This is a genomic window from Paenibacillus sp. 32O-W (assembly GCF_007679495.1).
In the GTDB taxonomy this organism is placed as follows: domain Bacteria; phylum Bacillota; class Bacilli; order Paenibacillales; family NBRC-103111; genus Paenibacillus_L; species Paenibacillus_L residui.
The window spans coordinates 1-17,503 of sequence record NZ_VEGP01000005.1 but is presented as its reverse complement, the minus strand read 5'-3'; the positions used below and the strand labels follow the sequence as shown (position 1 = coordinate 17,503).

The 17,503-nt window shown below is 49.0% G+C and carries 14 protein-coding genes; 10 read left to right on the top strand and 4 right to left on the bottom strand.

Features of this window, described 5'->3' with window-relative positions:
• Positions 1-3: 3 nt before the first annotated feature.
• The 3 genes from FS806_RS03015 to FS806_RS03005 form a co-directional block, all read right to left on the bottom strand.
• On the bottom strand, positions 4-690 hold the full coding sequence (locus FS806_RS03015) for an ABC transporter ATP-binding protein (RefSeq protein ID WP_144933058.1): 687 nt from the start codon (positions 688-690) through the stop codon (positions 4-6).
• A 106-nt stretch (positions 691-796) separates the two neighbouring features.
• A complete protein-coding gene (locus FS806_RS03010) occupies positions 797-1,828 on the bottom strand; it encodes a sensor histidine kinase (RefSeq protein ID WP_144933056.1) in 1,032 nt (343 codons plus the stop codon).
• Positions 1,825-2,511, bottom strand: coding sequence for a response regulator transcription factor (locus FS806_RS03005; RefSeq protein WP_144933054.1), 687 nt, complete (start codon positions 2,509-2,511; stop codon positions 1,825-1,827). Before FS806_RS03005 ends, FS806_RS03010 begins: the two co-directional genes overlap by 4 nt.
• A gap of 428 nt (positions 2,512-2,939) precedes the next feature.
• Here FS806_RS03005 and FS806_RS03000 point away from each other — a divergent pair, with 428 nt between their 5' ends.
• From FS806_RS03000 to FS806_RS02955, 10 genes are all read left to right on the top strand, one after another.
• Positions 2,940-3,680, top strand: coding sequence for a ClpP family protease (locus FS806_RS03000; RefSeq protein ID WP_144933052.1), 741 nt, complete (start codon positions 2,940-2,942; stop codon positions 3,678-3,680).
• A complete protein-coding gene (locus FS806_RS02995) occupies positions 3,677-3,910 on the top strand; it encodes a YlzJ-like family protein (RefSeq protein WP_144933049.1) in 234 nt (77 codons plus the stop codon). The genes FS806_RS03000 and FS806_RS02995 overlap by 4 nt, the downstream gene beginning before the upstream one ends.
• A gap of 124 nt (positions 3,911-4,034) precedes the next feature.
• The gene (locus FS806_RS02990; protein WP_144933047.1) at positions 4,035-6,491 is read left to right on the top strand and encodes an FtsK/SpoIIIE family DNA translocase; all 2,457 of its coding nucleotides are present in this window, start codon (positions 4,035-4,037) and stop codon (positions 6,489-6,491) included.
• 242 nt (positions 6,492-6,733) lie between these two features.
• Positions 6,734-7,501, top strand: a complete 768-nt coding sequence (gene sleB / locus FS806_RS02985) for a spore cortex-lytic enzyme (RefSeq protein WP_144933045.1) — start codon at positions 6,734-6,736, stop codon at positions 7,499-7,501.
• A 152-nt stretch (positions 7,502-7,653) separates the two neighbouring features.
• A complete protein-coding gene (gene yfmF, locus FS806_RS02980; protein ID WP_144933043.1) occupies positions 7,654-8,937 on the top strand; it encodes an EF-P 5-aminopentanol modification-associated protein YfmF in 1,284 nt (427 codons plus the stop codon).
• Position 8,938: 1 nt separating this feature from the next.
• Positions 8,939-10,225, top strand: a complete 1,287-nt coding sequence (gene yfmH, locus FS806_RS02975) for an EF-P 5-aminopentanol modification-associated protein YfmH (RefSeq protein WP_144933041.1) — start codon at positions 8,939-8,941, stop codon at positions 10,223-10,225.
• A 2-nt stretch (positions 10,226-10,227) separates the two neighbouring features.
• Positions 10,228-10,974: an elongation factor P 5-aminopentanone reductase gene (gene ymfI / locus FS806_RS02970; RefSeq protein WP_144933253.1), complete on the top strand. Its 747-nt coding sequence runs from the start codon at positions 10,228-10,230 to the stop codon at positions 10,972-10,974.
• 86 nt (positions 10,975-11,060) lie between these two features.
• Positions 11,061-11,315, top strand: coding sequence for a DUF3243 domain-containing protein (locus FS806_RS02965; RefSeq protein WP_144933039.1), 255 nt, complete (start codon positions 11,061-11,063; stop codon positions 11,313-11,315).
• A 280-nt stretch (positions 11,316-11,595) separates the two neighbouring features.
• Positions 11,596-12,366 carry a DUF3388 domain-containing protein gene (locus FS806_RS02960; RefSeq protein WP_144933037.1) on the top strand — a complete coding sequence of 257 codons (771 nt, stop codon included), beginning with the start codon at positions 11,596-11,598 and terminating at the stop codon, positions 12,364-12,366.
• Between the two features lie 31 nt (positions 12,367-12,397).
• On the top strand, positions 12,398-13,411 hold the full coding sequence (locus FS806_RS02955; protein WP_144933035.1) for a helix-turn-helix domain-containing protein: 1,014 nt from the start codon (positions 12,398-12,400) through the stop codon (positions 13,409-13,411).
• A gap of 1,097 nt (positions 13,412-14,508) precedes the next feature.
• On the opposite strand, the gene FS806_RS02950 is transcribed toward FS806_RS02955, so the two are convergent.
• Entirely contained in the window at positions 14,509-16,659 is a 2,151-nt protein-coding gene (locus FS806_RS02950; protein WP_186328181.1) for a DUF4855 domain-containing protein, read from the bottom strand.
• Between the last annotated feature and the right edge of the window lie 844 nt (positions 16,660-17,503).

Sequence of the window (17,503 nt, the reverse complement as noted above, 5' to 3'; positions counted from 1 at the left end):
GGCTCACCCCCCGCTGGTGTCGGATCGGCTAACGATTCTGCCGTCCTCGATCCGGATTACCCTGTCCGCCGTTTGTGCGATCTCTTCATTGTGGGTAATCATCACCATCGTCTGATTAAACTTGTCGCTCATCTGTTTCATGAGGATAAGAACTTCCTGGCTTGTTTTGCTGTCCAAATTCCCGGTAGGTTCATCGGCCAACAGAATGGACGGTTTCGTTGCCAATGCTCGCGCGATAGCCACTCTTTGCTGCTGCCCGCCGGACAGGCTGGAAGGGAGGCTGTGGATCTTCTCCCTAAGCCCGAGCGCTCCAATGATTTGATCGATATACGGTTCATCCACTCTGGCGCCGTCCAGTTCAATAGGAAGCACAATGTTTTCGTATACATTCAGAATGGGAATCAAATTATAGCTCTGAAAAACAAACCCGACCGATCTTCGCCGGAAAATGGTCAGATTCTCGTCGTTCATGCTGAAAATATCGTTCCCGTCCACGTAAACCTTGCCTTCCGTAGCCCGATCCAGCCCGCCCAGCAAATGAAGCAGAGTACTCTTGCCGCTGCCGCTGGTACCGACGATGGCGACAAATTCCCCCTTCTCAACGGTCAGGGAAACGCCGTCGAGAGCCTTTACGACCGGATGTCCTTTACCGTAATATTTTTTCAAATGATCAACTCGCAAGACCGACAAAGCTTTCATCTCCCCCAAAAATAGTCTGTACGAAGAGTACAGACTATTTATAACAGATCAATCTGACATTCCGGTGTCTGAAAAATAACACATTAGACACAATCTCTTAATTTACAGGTAAAAACACGGAAAAAACCGATCCCTCTCCCGGCTTGGAGGAGGCTTTGATATATCCGCCCTGGGATGTGACGATTTCCCTGGCCAAGTATAAGCCGATTCCTACGCCTTCATTCACAGGCGTCTTTGCGCATCTATAAAATCGTTGAAAAACCAGGTTCAGCTCGCTTTCCGCGATTCCGATCCCGTGGTCGGCGATATCAATACGGGTGAACATTTCACCGGCTTTGACCGAGATTAAAATTTGTTCCCCATTGTTGCTGTACTTGACTGCGTTATCCAGAATGTTAAACAGGGCTTCACCAGTCCACTTCGGATCATGGCTGGCCGCCGTTGTCGGCTCGCAGGATACCCCGATCCTTATCTTCCTGGCCTCCGCCTCGGCATAAATCTGCGATACGGCAGCCATGACCGTTGGCAGCACCGGATGAGCTCCTGCCCGGATGGCAATAACGCCTGTCTCCAGCCGCGACATTTTGATCAGAGACTGGATCAGCCAATTCAGCTTTTCCGACTGCGTCTTGATTTGGGCTACCAAGTAACGGCTGCTATCATCGGGCAATGGTTGTTCCTCCAGCAATTGGGTATACAAATGGATGTTGGAGAGGGGGGTTTTCGTTTGATGGGAAATGTCCGAAATCAGTCCCTGGATTTTATTTTTCTCAGCTTCTTTATTCTGCTCATGGGCCCTGGACATATCAATATAGCGGGTCAATTTGTTTTCCAGCGATGACAGATTCGTCTCCGCATAGCCCGTTATCCGCCTCCGGCCGCTTATGGCCCCGTCCACGATATCATCAACCGTCCGGATCACGGCCTTCACCTGTGATCGAAGAACCCAAACGAGGGCACCTGCCATTAAGAGCAGAGCAGCGCCGAAGCCGATGGTCAGCCATCCCGTCATTCCTTCAAATTCGGTCATATACAGCATCCCGAGCGAATATCCGATAGTCAAGATGAGAAAAGAAGACAAGAAAAAGATATAAATTCGTTTAAACTTGAGTTCCCGATAATGGTTCATGTCCGGTTCCCCTCAGACCATATGTATCCTAACCCATACACCGTCTTAATGTATTTTGGCGATGAAGGTTCTTCTTCAATTTTCGCGCGCAATCTTTTAACCGTGACCGTTAATGCGTTCTCATCCACAAATTCCGCCTCATGAGTCCATACTTTGTCCATGATCTGCTCCCTGGTCAGAATAATTCCCCGATTCGCCACAAGCACTTTTAACAGCTTCTGTTCGGTACGGCTCAATAGTAAGGGCTGCCCGTGTTTCCGGAAATCCATTTTCCCGAAATCGAACGAAAGATGATCTATCGTCCATTGATCCTCATTCTGCGGCTCCATTCTTCTGAGCACCGCCATAACCCTTGCGCGCAGCACCATCAAACTGAACGGTTTCGTAATATAGTCGTCCCCGCCGAGTTCAAAGCCGGTTACGATATCCGCCTCCAGATCGTTTGCGGTCAGAAAGATGATCGGAACCCGTGATCTCCGGCGTACTTGTTCACAGAAATCCAGGCCGCTGCCGTCCGGGAGATTTACGTCGAGAATAATTAAATCGATAGGTTCCTCCAACAGCAATTTGTTCGCTGCCGCCAGATCATAAGCTTGGCGGATCGCAATTCCGTCCCGGGCGAGCGTAAGCATGATTCCTTTATTTAAACTGATATCGTCTTCTACGATTAGGATTGTTTTCATAGGGAAGTCAACCTCCTTCTTAGATAGGTTGCAAAGAAAGAAAAACACCGCTTCATACAGTAAGGTCAGAAAGCTTGGCTGCACCACCACTCTGAAGAGGTTTCCTTCAAATGATAGAGCAAACCGTGATGAAGAATCAACCTTCCCAATGGAAAAATCAGTCATTATGGCCTGAAATGCCGCGGTCTTTAAATAGCAGGCTGTATGTGAAGAAGCACGGGCCGTCAGCTACTGAATTACAACAAGCTCTCGTCTGCAAGCTGTCCCAAGATGCATGATTGCGACGTTATACACTCATACTAAGTAAAGAGCTATGGCCGGTCCTTTTTTGCAGTGGGCAAGCAGAAGGGAGGCCTTTCTTGGAATCGTTCAATACCGCCGCCATTACTGGAAGTATGAAGGACTAAACATCTGGAGGGAAATATACAGTGGAACCATTCGTAAATCAGGAACCGACACCGGCTGCACCCGTGACTGAGGATCCGAAGAAGAACGCGGCACTGGAAAATATACAACAGCTTGGTCAAACAACAACTCCAACGGTCGAGAGCAACATTTATTGTTTAACGATCATAGGTCAAGTAGAAGGTCATATGATCCTCCCGCCGCAAAACAAAACGACGAAGTATGAGCATCTCATACCTCAACTGGTGGCCGCCGAACAGAATGCTAAAATTGAAGGTATTCTTGTTATCCTTAACACAGTCGGAGGCGACGTAGAAGCGGGATTGGCGATCGCCGAGATGATAGCCACAATATCTAAGCCGACTGTCACTCTCGTTCTCGGAGGGGGCCACAGTATCGGGGTACCGATTGCCGTCTCCTCGGATTACAGCGTCATAGCGGAAACCGCGACGATGACGATCCATCCGATCCGCTTGACAGGAATGGTGATCGGAGTTCCTCAAACCTTCGAGTATTTGGACAAGATGCAGGAGCGGATCATTCAATTCATCACAAGGCATTCGCGAATCAGTGAAGAGAAAATCAAGGAATTAATGTTCAAAACAGGGGAGCTTACCCGCGACATCGGGACAACGGTCATCGGCCAGGATGCTGTTCGGTACGGGCTGATTGATTCTATCGGCGGTATCGGAGAGGCGCTGCAGCGCCTTAACCAAATGATTGCCGAGCGCAAAGCGCCCAGACAAGAGGTGACGTTCCAATGACCATCCATTCCATTGTTCCTCTGGATCTGGTTATGGAAGGCAGTGAAGAGGCGGATTATTCATTCGAGCAAATTCAAGTTCAAGGTGTGGAAATGCAGGTGCAGCGCCTGAGTGCGAATCAGGCCAAGATTATCCGTCTATTGAGCCCCAATGTGAACGATTATCTGAACCCGGCTTATGCTCCGGGGACAATCATTACCTTCACCCCTTCCGCCTATGAACAGAACTGAAACAGTCTGCTTTAACCGCACCCGGCGACCTGTCCCGGGTGTTGTTTTCTTTGCATTCTTGCGACCGGACAACTATATGTCATTCTTGCCCATTATGATATAATAGGGAACGGAGGTGGCTTAATTGGCAAAAAAAAGAAAGAAAAATGCCGGCACGAAGTTAGCCATCAAGTACGAGCTGTACGGAATAGCGATCCTTATTCTGTCCGTCATTGCCCTTTCTCGTCAAGGATCGGTAGCGCGTGCACTAACCTATTTATTCAGGTTTCTGATCGGGGTGCTTGATTTCGTTATCCCCCTGATCTTTATTTATATTGCGGTATACGTCATGATCAATCGGGCATGGCCTAGAAAGTGGTCCTCCAAGAAGACGGGACTTAGCCTCATTCTGGCCGGACTGATTATCCTTAACCACATGTCCATGATGACTATCATCGATCCGTTAGGGGATACGTTAAAATCCTCCTACATCATAAGCGAAACCTGGGAGCGCATGGCGGACGGGCTCAGAGGGGCCGAGGATTCGCCCAACATTCTCCACAGGGAAGTCGGCGGAGGGATGATCGGGGCTTTCTTGTATGCCGCCCTCTATTTGCTGTTCGGACTGTGGGGCTCCAAGCTCATCGTCTATGCGTTGTTTGCGGCGGGGATTCTATTGGTGACCGGTATCTCTATGGTCGATCTGTTAAAGAGCTTCAACAAGTGGTTTAGAAATATTGGAGAGCGAACGTTGAAGAGCATTGCCTCCTTATTCACGAAGCGAAAGCTGGTACATAAGCAAGTGCCGACCTCCAAGAAGCTCAAGAAGCAGCCTGCTGCTGAGATTTATGATCCGGGCGAGGACGAACCCGATGAGGAAACTTTGCCGGACCCGGATTACGAGCAGGAAGAGAAGAAGAAGCCGGTTTTCGTACAACTGCTGACTTCCAAGAAGGATAAGAAGGAAGAGCAGAAACCGGTGAAAATGACCGAGCATTTGCTCGAGGAAAGCCAGAAGGATGAACCGGCCATTCCGATCATCCGGGATTTCCGCGATGAAATTGAGAAGAGCGAATCCCGCAAGCCCGTGGAGGCCGGGAAAAACGAAGAAGAGCAAGCGGAAGAAGAGCTGGCGTTCGGCAATGATCCCGATAAAACACCGGGCAAGCCGTATCAGCTTCCGGACTTCGGCCTTCTCTCGAAGCCTGTCGGAATCGGCAAAGGCTCCGATCATATGGACTATAAAGCAAACGCCCGCAAATTGGAAGCGACTCTGGAAAGCTTCGGAGTTCGGGCCAAAGTGCTGGACGTTGTCCGGGGGCCATCGGTAACAAGATATGAGATTCAGCCGGACGTGGGGGTCAAGGTCAGCCGGATTGTCGGGTTGACCGATGATATCGCTTTGGCTCTGGCCGCCAAGGATATCCGGATGGAAGCGCCGATTCCCGGGAAGTCCGCTATAGGAATTGAAGTCCCGAACACGGAAGTTTCTATGGTTACCCTGCGTGAAGTCATGGAGAGCACCGCCTTCTATGAAGCGGACGCCAAGCTATCTATATCTCTGGGAAGAGATATTACCGGCCAGCCGATTGTAGCCAATCTCGCCAAGATGCCGCACTTGCTCGTAGCGGGGGCCACAGGGTCGGGTAAATCCGTATGTATTAACGGTATTATTACAAGCATTCTATTTAAAGCGAAGCCGGATGAAGTGAAGTTTCTGATGATCGACCCTAAAATGGTGGAATTGAATGTGTACAACGGAATTCCCCATCTGCTGGCACCCGTCGTCACCGATCCCCGAAGAGCCTCCCTGGCTCTGAAGAAGGTTGTCGTGGAGATGGAGAAGCGCTATGAGCTGTTCTCCAAGACCGGGACCCGTAATATAGAAGGTTATAATGCCTTGATTACGAATAAGGATAATCCGAATCCCGGAGAACCGCTGCCGCTGATCGTGGTCGTTGTTGACGAGCTTGCCGATTTGATGATGGTTGCCGCCAACGATGTAGAGGACTCCATCTGCCGGCTGGCGCAGATGGCCAGAGCGGCGGGAATTCACTTGATCATCGCGACACAGAGACCATCGGTAGACGTTATTACCGGGTTGATTAAAGCCAATATTCCGTCCCGTATCGCTTTCGGAGTCTCCTCGCAGGTTGATTCCAGGACCATTCTCGATATGGCCGGTGCCGAGAAGCTGCTCGGCCGGGGCGACATGCTGTTCATGCCGGTCGGAGCAAGCAAGCCTCTGCGTGTACAAGGCGCGTTCCTGTCCGACCAGGAAGTCGAAGCCGTCGTCACATTCTGCCGCAGCCAAGAGCAGGCCAATTATCAGGAGGAGATGGTGCCGGAGGTGGAGGAGCAGACGGAACAGGAGGAAGTGTTCGAGGACGAGCTGTTCGATCAGGCAGTACAAATTATTGTTGAGGCGAAGCAAGCCTCCGTTTCATTGCTGCAACGCAGAATGCGCATCGGATATACCCGTGCCGCAAGGTTAATCGATACGATGGAAGCCAAGGGGATTGTGGGCCCTTACGAGGGCAGCAAACCGAGAGAAGTTCTGCTTACCTTGGAGCAATTCCAGCAGACCCGGATCAGTTCGTAAGCCGTGCGTCCCTTTAACTATGCCTTTCCTTGCATAATAAAATAAGTTAACTGAAGCTGCCGGATGACCGGCAGCTTATTTTTTTAAAACAAGGAATCCGCACTTTGTCCGACTTCGCTGCTGTTCCCTACTCGTCCGTTTCGGTCCCGACAGGTTCTAGGCGTCTTGTATAGAAGCGGGAAACCTTTCAAATAATAACTTCAACTTGGACTTCACATCATGAAGAAAGGTTGAGTATGCGAATGAATAAACGGCTTATCGTTATTACTTGCTGTATTCTTGTGGCCTTTTTCTTAACGATGCAATTCAAAGAGAACAAGTCCACTGAAGTGTTCAGCGAGAACCTGATCCGTTACGGCAGTACCGGAGACGACGTTTATGAGCTGCAGGGAAGATTGAAATTTCTAGGTTTTTATCACGGCAATATCGATGGAGATTACGGGTATCTGACTCTCAAAGCGGTCAAGTGGTTCCAAGGCGATTTCGGATTAAAAGTTGACGGGCTGGTGGGACCGAAGACGAAACTGGCGCTTTGGAAAGCGACCAAAAGCTGGAGGCCGACAGCTCCTCAGGCACCGACAGGCAGAGGTGGAGGTGGTGGAGGCGCGGCACCGCCGGCCAATGCCAACCTGCCGGCTTCGTCCCATGGCGGGCTGTCCGACAATGATTTGAAGCTGATGGCCAATGCCGTATATGGAGAGGCCCGCGGCGAGCCGTATGTTGGGCAGGTTGCCGTAGCTGCGGTTATTCTTAACCGCTTGAAATCGGCGAGCTTCCCGAATACGATTTCCGGAGTTATTTTCCAGCCCGGGGCCTTCACGGCGGTAGCAGACGGACAAATATGGCTGCAGCCTAACGAAACGGCCAAGAAAGCCGTATTGGATGCCATTAACGGCTGGGACCCTTCCGGGGGCTGCGAATATTATTTCAACCCGGAGACGGCGACCTCTGCCTGGATTTGGACAAGACCGCAGGTGAAAACTATAGGCAAGCATATTTTCTGTAAGTAACTATATCGGAACCTCACCAGATCAGCATAACGGAATGGTTGGAAGCAGCCGGCTTCGGTTGCTTCTTCTCATTCTGTAGGAATATAATGGAATAGACTCAGTATACCTAAGAATATGGTTACGACTACGGAGCAGAAGGGAGCAATGTTGGCATGAGACCATCCAAGTTTGAACGAAGCGAAATTCATTCGATCCGCCTGCACGTCCTGCCGACCGACCGCTTTAAAACCTATGCGATCAGCGCATATATCGGAACACCGCTTGCAGAGGAGACCGTAACCCCGACGGCACTTACGCCGTTTGTGCTGCGGCGGGGGACGCAAGCCTTGCCTGAGACCAAACGCTTTCGTGAGCGGCTGGATGAATTGTATGGGGCCGGGTTCGGCTTTGATATTTATAAACGGGGAGATTACCAAATCGTCCAGTTTCGAATGGACATGATCGAGGATCAATACGTTTCCGGGACAGAGCCTTTATTAAAACAGGCACTTAAATTTTTGGCCGAAGCCATTACTCGTCCGGCACTGGAGAACGATCATTTCGTCAGCAAATATGTAGACTCGGAAAAACAGACCCTTCGCAAAAGAATACAATCCATAATCAATGATAAAATCCGTTATGCCGCGGAAAGATGCCTGGAGGAAATGTGTAAGAACGAGCCTTACCGCCTTCATCCTCTCGGGCAACTGGACAAGTTGGAGAAGCTGGATAAACAATCTCTGTACTCGGCTTACCGGCAGTGGCTGCAAAGCTCTCCGATCGATCTGTATGTGGTCGGAAATACGACGAGCGAGGAAGTTCAATCTATCTTAAGGGAATTGCTGGCTTCCGAACGTTCGGAAAATCCTGCATATGTTACCAAGCCGGCGGCTTGCGGGGACAAGCGGGATGTCAATACGGTAATCGAGAGGCTGGAGGTCGGGCAGGGCAAGCTGAACATGGGGCTGAGAAGCAGCATTACTTATGGGGACGAACGCTATGCCGCCGCCTTGATGTATAACGGGGTGCTGGGAGGATATCCCCATTCCAAGCTCTTTATGAACGTACGAGAGAAAGAAAGCCTTGCTTATTACGCCTCCTCCCGCTTGGATGGACATAAGGGAATTATTACGATTCAATCGGGGATTGAAATCAATAATTACGAGAAAGCGGTATCGATTATCCGGGAACAGCTCGACGCGATGGTCAGAGGGGAGATCAGCGATCTGGAACTGTCCCAAACGAAAGCCATGATCGTCAATCAGCTTAAAGAGATCCAGGACTCCGCATACGAGATGATCGGCTTTGATTTCAACAGTGTGCTGTCGGGCAAGGAAAGGTCCATTCCCGAATTGATTGCGGCGGTGGAAGCCGTAACCCCTCAGCAAATCCGTGAAGTGGCCGACGATGTTTGCCTCGATACGATTTACTTCTTGCGCGATAAGGAGGGTGAGTAAGATGGAGACCATCCGCTACGAATCTTTGAATGAAACCTTATACGTTGACCGTCTGGACAACGGATTGACCGTGTATGTTCTGCCCAAAAAGGGTTTTCAAAAAACTTACGCCACGTTTTCTACAAAATATGGCTCGGTCGATAATCATTTTCGCGTCGAAGGGAAGGAAGAAGTGAAGGTGCCCGACGGGATCGCCCACTTCCTGGAGCATAAGATGTTCGAAGAGCCAACCGGAGATATCTTCGCTACCTTTGCATCGCACGGGGCTTCCGCTAATGCTTTTACCAGCTTTGACCGGACCGTCTATCTTTTCTCCGCTACGGGTCATATTAAGGAAAACCTGACCACACTTCTGGATTTCGTGCAGCATCCTTATTTTACGGATGAGAACGTAGAGAAGGAGAAAGGAATTATCGGCCAGGAAATCAAAATGTATCAGGATCAGCCGGACTGGAGAGTTTATTTCGGCCTGATCGAGGCGATGTACCATAATCATCCGGTGCGGATCGATATCGCGGGAACAGTGGAATCCATTGCGGAAATTACGAAGGAAACGCTGTATGAGTGTTATCACACCTTCTATCATCCGAGCAATATGTGCTTGTTTGTCGTGGGCGGAGTAGACCCGGAAGAGGTTATGCAATGGGTTCGCGGCAACCAGCAAGCCAAGACTTTCTCTCCCCAGGGAAGCATTAACCGGCTATTTCCGGCGGAGCCTGCCGAAGTGAAGCAGGAGATGAAGACGACGGTGCTTCCCGTCTCCGAGCCGAAGTGCTTATTTGGCTTCAAGGAAGTATCCGGTAAGCTCGAAGGGGATGCTTTGCTGCGTAAGGAACTGGTCACAGCCGTCATGATGGACTGCCTGTTCAGCCAAAGCTCGGCAATTTACCAAACCTTGTACGAGGAGAACCTGATCTCCGACAACTTCGGATTCAGTTATAACTGTACTCCCGGATATTCCTTCTCCATGATCGGAGGGGATACCCGCGATCCGGAGGAGCTTCTGTCGAGAGTAAGGCAGCTGTTGACGCCCGTTCTGGAGAAAGGAATAGCGGAAGAAGATTTTGAAAGATGCCGCAGAAAGAAAATGGGCGGATATTTGCGCATGCTTAATTCGCCGGAAGCGATGGCCAACGAATTTACCAGCTATCTGTTCAAAGGAAGCGACTTCTTCACCATTCTGCCTAAATATGAGGCTATGACATTGCAAGAGGTTAATGAACGTCTGCGCGATCATTTCCAATGGGAGCGGATGGCTGTTTCCGTCGTAAGGAATGCACAAGAATGAGCATGAAGCCCTTTCCACAACAAACGGTTCTCGTAACCGGGGCCAGCAGGGGAATCGGCGCCGCCATCGCCGAGCGATTTGCAAGAGAAGGCATGAACATTGTCGTTCATTACCGAAACTCCCATGAAGAGGCTAATGAGGTGGCCAGACGGTGTTTGGAACTCGGGGCCAATGTCGTCACCGCGACGGCCGATCTCAGGTCCAAGGAGCAGCTCATGAGAATGAGGGATAAGCTGGAGAAGCATGGGATGATGCCGGAAATATTGGTCAATAATGCGGGAATAGCCCATTACGGTTTGTTCTCCGAGGTTTCTGAGGACGATTGGGACCATATCATGAGCGTGAATTTGAAAGGGACCTTTCTCTGCACCCAGATGTTTATGGAGGAGATGGTTCGCCGCAAATACGGGCGGATCATCAATGTTTCTTCGGTCTGGGGGATTACCGGGGCTTCCTGTGAAGTCGTCTACTCAACGGCCAAAGGGGGGGTCAATGCAATGACCAAGGCGCTTGCCAAAGAATTGGGCCCTTCCGGGATAACTGTCAATGCGGTAGCTCCAGGAGTAGTTCAAACGGAGATGATGGACCAGTTCAATGAGGAGGAGAAGACGGCAATAGAGAATGAAATTCCGGCCGGCCGCTTTGCCCAACCGGATGAAATCGCCGCCCTGGTCTATTTTCTGGCCCTTCCGGAGTCAGGCTATATTACCGGACAGATCATCAGCCCTAACGGAGGCTGGTTCACCTGATTAGACCGCTATTGGGGAATGAATATTTGTCGCTTAATCTGCAAATATTAGGACTGTCATTTCATTACCCCAAGGAGGAATTCCAGGTGGAAACAACTGTATTGAAATCTATAGAAAAGTGGAAAGAGTTTCTGTCGAATCGTGTCAGCGAAGCAGAAAAAGCAGGGATGAGCGAGGAAACCATCTCCAAGCTTGCTTATCAGATTGGCGGATTTCTTGCGGATAAGATCGACCCCAAGAACAATGAAGAACGCATGCTCAAGGAGCTGTGGGATGTGGCCGACACTAACGAGCAGCAAATGATCGCAAAGCTGATGATCAAGTGGGTAAAAGAGTCCTGACAAAAGCAAAAAAAATGCCTCCTTTTTTGGAGGTTTTTCTTTTGCAACCATGGTATACTTATAGTAAAGTTTTTAAATTTTGACAAAGTAAATTAGGGGATAGAGAAGGAAAATGACGAAATTTGTAGAATTAGGATATCGAAGCAGGAAATAAGCCTTATTTTTTTGCTGCTTTTGGAGGATTGGCAATTGAATATTCGTCAATTTCTATTGGGGCAATCCCAGAATTTATATAAGCAACCGGTAAAACACCTTACTTCTAAATTGGGGGAGGCGCGGTTTGGCAGTGAAGCAGTGGTATATGGAATACAAAATACATAAAAACCGCCCCGGTTTGCTGGGGGACATCGCTTCCTTAATGGGAATGCTTGATATCAATATTTTGACAATCAACGGGGTCGAGGACCGGACCCGGGGAATGCTTCTGCAAACGAATGACGATGATGATGATAAAATAGAAGTTATGGGTAAAATGTTAAAAAAGGTGGACAATATTACGATCAATGCCCTTCGCACTCCGAGGCTTGTTGACCTGCTGGCTGTCAGACACGGTCGGTACCCGGAGAGAGATTCGGATGATAAGAAGACCTTCCGATTCACCCGCGACGAGCTGGGGCTTCTGGTTGATTTTCTGGGAGAGCTTTTTAAGAGGGACGGCAATCAGGTCATCGGTTTAAGAGGAATGCCGAGAGTCGGCAAGACGGAGTCGATCATTGCCGGCAGTGTCTGTTCAAACAAGAGATGGACTATCGTGTCTTCGACGCTGCTCAAGCAGACGATGCGCAGCCATTTGTCGGCCGGTGAGCTGAATCCCGATCATATTTATATTATGGACGGAATTGTGTCTACGATGCGGGCCTCGGACGAGCATCGGATGCTCGTGCAGGAAATTATGGCGATGCCCTCCACGAAGGTCATTGAGCATCCCGACATTTTTATAAAACACTCTCCGTTCGACTATGATCTTTTTGACGTGATTATTGAACTGAGACATGAACCCGGCGAAGAAATCAATTATGACGTAGTTAACTCCGGATACGGGGATTTTTAACTAAAGGCTGAAATAGTCAGGAGGTGAATGTGTGCAAGAGCTGGGCCAAATTCTGAAGAAGCAAAGACTGGAACAAGGAATATCACTGGAAGACTTGCAAGAAACGACGAAAATCCGTAAGCGTTATCTGGAAGCGATCGAGGAAGGGAATTACAAGGTGCTTCCCGGTAATTTTTATGTCCGCGCCTTTATCAAAAACTATGCGGAAGCGGTCGGACTGGATCCTAACGAATTGCTCAAGCTGTACAGCAATGTCCTTCCGCCGACGGAACCGGAAACGGCGATCGAGACGGTCACCCGCAGCAGGGCCAGCGCCAAAACGGGAGACGGTTGGGGGAAATGGGTTACCGGGATTATGCTGTGGGCATTTCTGATCCTGATTCTTTTCCTGATATGGTTCTTCGTTAACAAGTACCACGTTGCCGGAAATGATCTGGAGGAGCCTGACAAGCATAAAATTACCGATAGGCATACCTCCGAAATCAATAACCCGGACGCAACAGCCACCCCTTCGCCCGGTTCTTCTGTGCAGCCATCGGTCGCTCCATCACCGACCCCCACACCGCAGCCCGTGGTCGAGCTTGTCAAGAGTGAGGGCGGAGTGGATTATTATCAAATAAACGGAACGGACAAAATAAACCTGGAATTGACGGTAACCGGAAAGAGATGCTGGATCGGACTCGATGCTTTGCCTGAGAAGAAATCGATAGACTCGGGAATTTTGGAGAACGGCGCCAGCAAAACCTGGGAGCTTACCGAGCCTGTGTATCTAAATTTAGGGGCGCCTAATGCCGTAGAGCTTAAGGTGAATGGAGTGTCCATTAATGTTGGAGACCAGCCGAACCCTAAACGATTTCAATTCGAATTCGCCGAGAAGAGTGAAAGCGGAGCTGCCCAGGGCGATTCAAAGAATGCTGGCAAAGATGAAGTCAAGAATGATACCAAGAATGCCGACAAAGATGGTACCAAGACTGATGCCAAGAATACTGACAAGAATGATACCAAGACTGATGCCAAGAATACTGACAAGAATGATGCCCGTTAGCTGACGGATTTCTTCTTCTCCCAAAGGATAGGCCGGTTAGTTCAACCCAATAGAACGAGTTGGGAGAATTGCGGGTGTACACCGGCTAGGTTTTCATCAGGTTGGGGACGGGACCAAGCCTTATGCGGCCGGAGGCTTGGGGTTGCGCGCTGATCGAATACGGGATCGCCCATCTTGTGTTTGGATGTTTGGATTTCGTACGCCACCCATTTAAAGCCGACAGGAAGAAGTCAATTACTAGCTAAGGTACAATATGTCCCTGCGGAGGCAGGGATTTTTCTTTCGAAATCTATGTTTCAAAGCGCTGCACTTCACTTAAGTTTCCTGCCGCCATGAAATTTTTTAACTCAACTTCCGCAGAGCGAAACCATCGATTTAAAGGTTTAATATGCCTGGTGGAATATAAGTTTGGATATAAATGTTGCACAAATAGAAACCCGTTGGTTCTAATGGGTTTGGGCAAATTGAAGCGAATGGTGGAAAGTGATCAAAGTAAATGGAAAAATTACATTTAGAATCAAGGTTTTTTGTTGATAACGCCTATTTTTACAAACTAGCTGTAGTTGTTCCATTTAGACGCCCATGCCTCTGACCGCGGCACCATCAGATGATGAAAATGGATGGATTTTCAAGGTAGAATAGAGTTGAATTGCTTCAATAGTGTGAAATTTTGAAAACTAAATGGATTTCATACAGTTAGATTTCTATATTCGGAAGAAATATGGAAACTAACTGGAAAACCTACAGCTAGTTTGCGCCAAAACAGCCGTTTCGCCCAAAGTTGCCCATTTTAACTGTAGTTTATCCAGTTAGTTTGATCATTTTCGCCCATTCGCTTGAATCTACCTGTACAAAATACAGTTAGATGTGCCGCTCCGCTTGCAACGATGCCTGCAGACGGTAAAATAGAAGGATTTTCAAGGTAGCTTTTTATGCCAATTAGAAAGTTTGTTCCATTTTAATGCTTTAATGAACTTAAACTTTCTAATGTGGTAAGAACAGGTATAAGGTGGTGAAAACTTATACTTTCTTGTATTTTTACTTAAGCAAGAACGGCCCTTCATACGGAAGGACCGTTCTCATATTTGATAATGATTCTATTCCCGAACTCCCAATCTCACATTGTCGATATACAGATAGTTAGGCATGGCCAGATAGTGACTGTTGTTCCGTTGATAAAAGTCCACTCTTTTCATAGATTGCACATTCAATGCCGTGGAAGTTCCCTCATCTGCGGTGGCGTTAGCCCCGGATGCCAGATCCGCGATCGGCACTTGGATCGTATTCCATTGTCCCGGCTGCAGCACTACCCGCTTATAATAGGTTTGATTCGAGCTGTCGGTAAATTTCAGCCCCAAATTCATAACGGCGCCGTTCGGGTTGTAAATATCGGCTTTGAACGACTGTTGGCCGCTCCAATCCTGAATTTTAAAATGCGTCGGCGCTTCCATCCAGGCCTGAGAGACGTTATAGGCTCCATAATCGATTCGGATGGCCGTATTCTGCTCGTTAATTGTATCCTTGGTTTTGCTCAAGCTTACGGAAGTATTGCCCCCGAAGGTGAGCCATTCCAGATCGTTCAGACGGATACCGTCCTCCTGCACCAGCCTCATACTGTCGAAATAATACGTATTCGGCAGCGCCCGGTAATGGCTATTATTTCGCTGGACCAGCTTGATATAAGCGATCCGGCTCACATCAATCGGAACGGTTCCTGGTTCTTGGGAAGCTCCGCCCGTGCCGTTGATCAAGTCCGATATAGGAATCCGCACCGTATTCCATGAGTTCTTAAATAGGGAGGCATAACGATAGTGCTGCTTACCATTCTCATCTCCGATAATGATCGTGACAGCCCCCGTCTCGGAAGCGGGATTGAACACGTCCACGCGGAAAGAATCGAATGGACTCCAGTCTTTCAAAGCAAAATCCTGCCCGTAGTAGCCGGTTACCAGACTGGTAGCATAAAGACCGAAATCTACCTTCATGGAAGCTTTGCCCTGCATGACCGTATCCGCCGCATTAGAGGTCATGGCGCTTGAACTGCCGGCGAACCGGCGGCTGTCGAACGTGTTTAAGGTGGTAGACACTTGAGTGTCTCCCTTATAGATTCCTTTGACAAAGCGATAAATATCCGCATAAATCGGGTAGCCGACGTCCGGGTTGCGTGTCAGTTCGTAGAGGCCTCTGGCATCCTGATAATAGGCCAGAATGGAGTTATTCATGTACCCGTATTCTACTCCGCCGTTTAAATAATCGTAGAACCGTTCGCGGAATTTATCCGATCTCATAATTTGACCGTCAAATTCAATCTCCACCCCCATGCCCGCCTGATTAGACTTGTTTGCTGAGTTTTTAATCGTTTCCGGCGTCGTGGTGTTGTCGCGGTTCATAAAATGGTTCGGCTGCAGAATGGCAAAATCAAAGTTAAAAGAAGCCCATTGGGTGGCCGCGTAAGCACGGGACCACGGAATCCAGCAGAAAATATAATCTCCTTTGCCATGAATATAGTTGGCTGTATTCTTAACCAATTGAACTTCATCGGTCTTCGTCGTATCCATGTCTTCCTTGAGCCAGTAAAATCCGCTTAATTCCAGATGGGAGTAATTTTTCTGGTTGAACCGTTGGATGACCTGATCGATGTACCATCGAGTCACCTTGTCCCGTCCGGCTAAAGTCGTTAAATTTTCGCTTATGCCATCTCCGTCCACATCTCCAAAGTTTGTAACGATCTCGTTCGCAAACGGCACCATGATGACCACTTTGCTTTTGAAATCAGGGCGGTTAAGCTCTTGGGCCGTCTGCTTTGTTTCCTCGTTCAACGCATTCAACTGCAGCATCTCGCTTGTAAAGATCCGGTCCAGAAACCATTCCCAATCCTGCTTGACACCGGCCTTGGACACATCCGTCTCCCGATGAAAGGAATGCCCATAAGGACTGTTTAATCCCAGGAACAGAAATTCCTGAAAGAATGTATCCTGCCGGTTGCCCTGCTTGTCCACAAAAGCGGTATAGGGCTTGAACTGTTCGCGAGGCCATGCAGATATGTCCTCTCCTCCATAGTTGGCCGGGTTATAATATCCGCTATAGATCAGCACCAGATCTTTCAGGTAAGCACCGTCCGGACTATTCGGCGGAAAGTAAGCGGCCTCCGCCCTTGGCGACATTGCTGGAATTCCCGTGCTTAGGACCAGCAGCGCCATAATCATGAAGCAAATCGATCTTCCCTTAGCGAGAATCTTGCTCTTCATCAGCATCTCTCCTTAGACCGTTTTAGTAACGATCCCTTCCCGCAAAATGCGGTTAGCCGGAAGCTGCCCGTCGAAGAACGTAACGCGCTTCACAGACAAGGCCGCTCATCAAGTTAACCTTTGAAGCGGTTACAAACGAGGAAAGGCAGCCCCCGAATTCGGGTTCGTTATCGCCCCTATTCTAGCTGGAAGTGCAGACTGCCGGTAGGGGAAGAATGTGCAAAAATACGGATAATCGTGACATTTTGCTGCGTAATGGATGGTTAATACAGTCGCCGGAACACTCACCTTGTACTTAGCATAGTCCGTTTCCCTCCTTTTGATCTATCCCCTTCTCTCAGGCGGCCTCCTCCCTCTTTGACTAGTAACCCCTCCACTGCTTCTTCCCACCCTCTTTGGCTATTATCCCTTTCACTCAGACGAATTCTTCTAAGCCCCACGCCGGTATTCATTCCTCTCCAAAGACTGCTTCTTCCCAGCCTCTTTGGCTATCATCCCTTTCACTCAGACGATTTCTTCTAAGCCCACGCCGCTACTCATTCCCTCACTTCCAAGCTTCGGCCACTGTCCCTTGCTCTGAACGACTTCCTCCCTCTTCGACTCTCCCTCCTTCTCTCAAACAGCTCCCCCGCCCCTCCCTGGGCTGCTATCCCTTTCTCTTAAACCAGCTTCACGCAAGATCCTTTGGTTGCTATCCCCTCTACTCAGACAACTCCTCTCAGACAACCCTCTGCCCTCTTTGATTGCTATCCCCTTCTCTCAGGCGGTATAATGGACTAAGAAAATTAGACAGCAAAAAAGGAGTTTCTTAGTTGTATGGCAACGATGAGGAGAAAGTTCACAC

What these genes read in the sequence shown, in the direction of transcription:
- ymfI (WP_144933253.1), top strand. Translation starts at nt 10,228, where the DNA reads ATGAAGCCCTTTCCACAACAAACGGTTCTCGTAACCGGGGCCAGCAGG.
- yfmF (WP_144933043.1), top strand. Translation starts at nt 7,654, where the DNA reads ATGAGACCATCCAAGTTTGAACGAAGCGAAATTCATTCGATCCGCCTG.
- FS806_RS02995 (WP_144933049.1), top strand. Translation starts at nt 3,677, where the DNA reads ATGACCATCCATTCCATTGTTCCTCTGGATCTGGTTATGGAAGGCAGT.
- FS806_RS03010 (WP_144933056.1), bottom strand. Translation starts at nt 1,828, where the DNA reads ATGAACCATTATCGGGAACTCAAGTTTAAACGAATTTATATCTTTTTC.
- FS806_RS02950 (WP_186328181.1), bottom strand. Translation starts at nt 16,659, where the DNA reads ATGAAGAGCAAGATTCTCGCTAAGGGAAGATCGATTTGCTTCATGATT.
- sleB (WP_144933045.1), top strand. Translation starts at nt 6,734, where the DNA reads ATGAATAAACGGCTTATCGTTATTACTTGCTGTATTCTTGTGGCCTTT.
- yfmH (WP_144933041.1), top strand. Translation starts at nt 8,939, where the DNA reads ATGGAGACCATCCGCTACGAATCTTTGAATGAAACCTTATACGTTGAC.
- FS806_RS03005 (WP_144933054.1), bottom strand. Translation starts at nt 2,511, where the DNA reads ATGAAAACAATCCTAATCGTAGAAGACGATATCAGTTTAAATAAAGGA.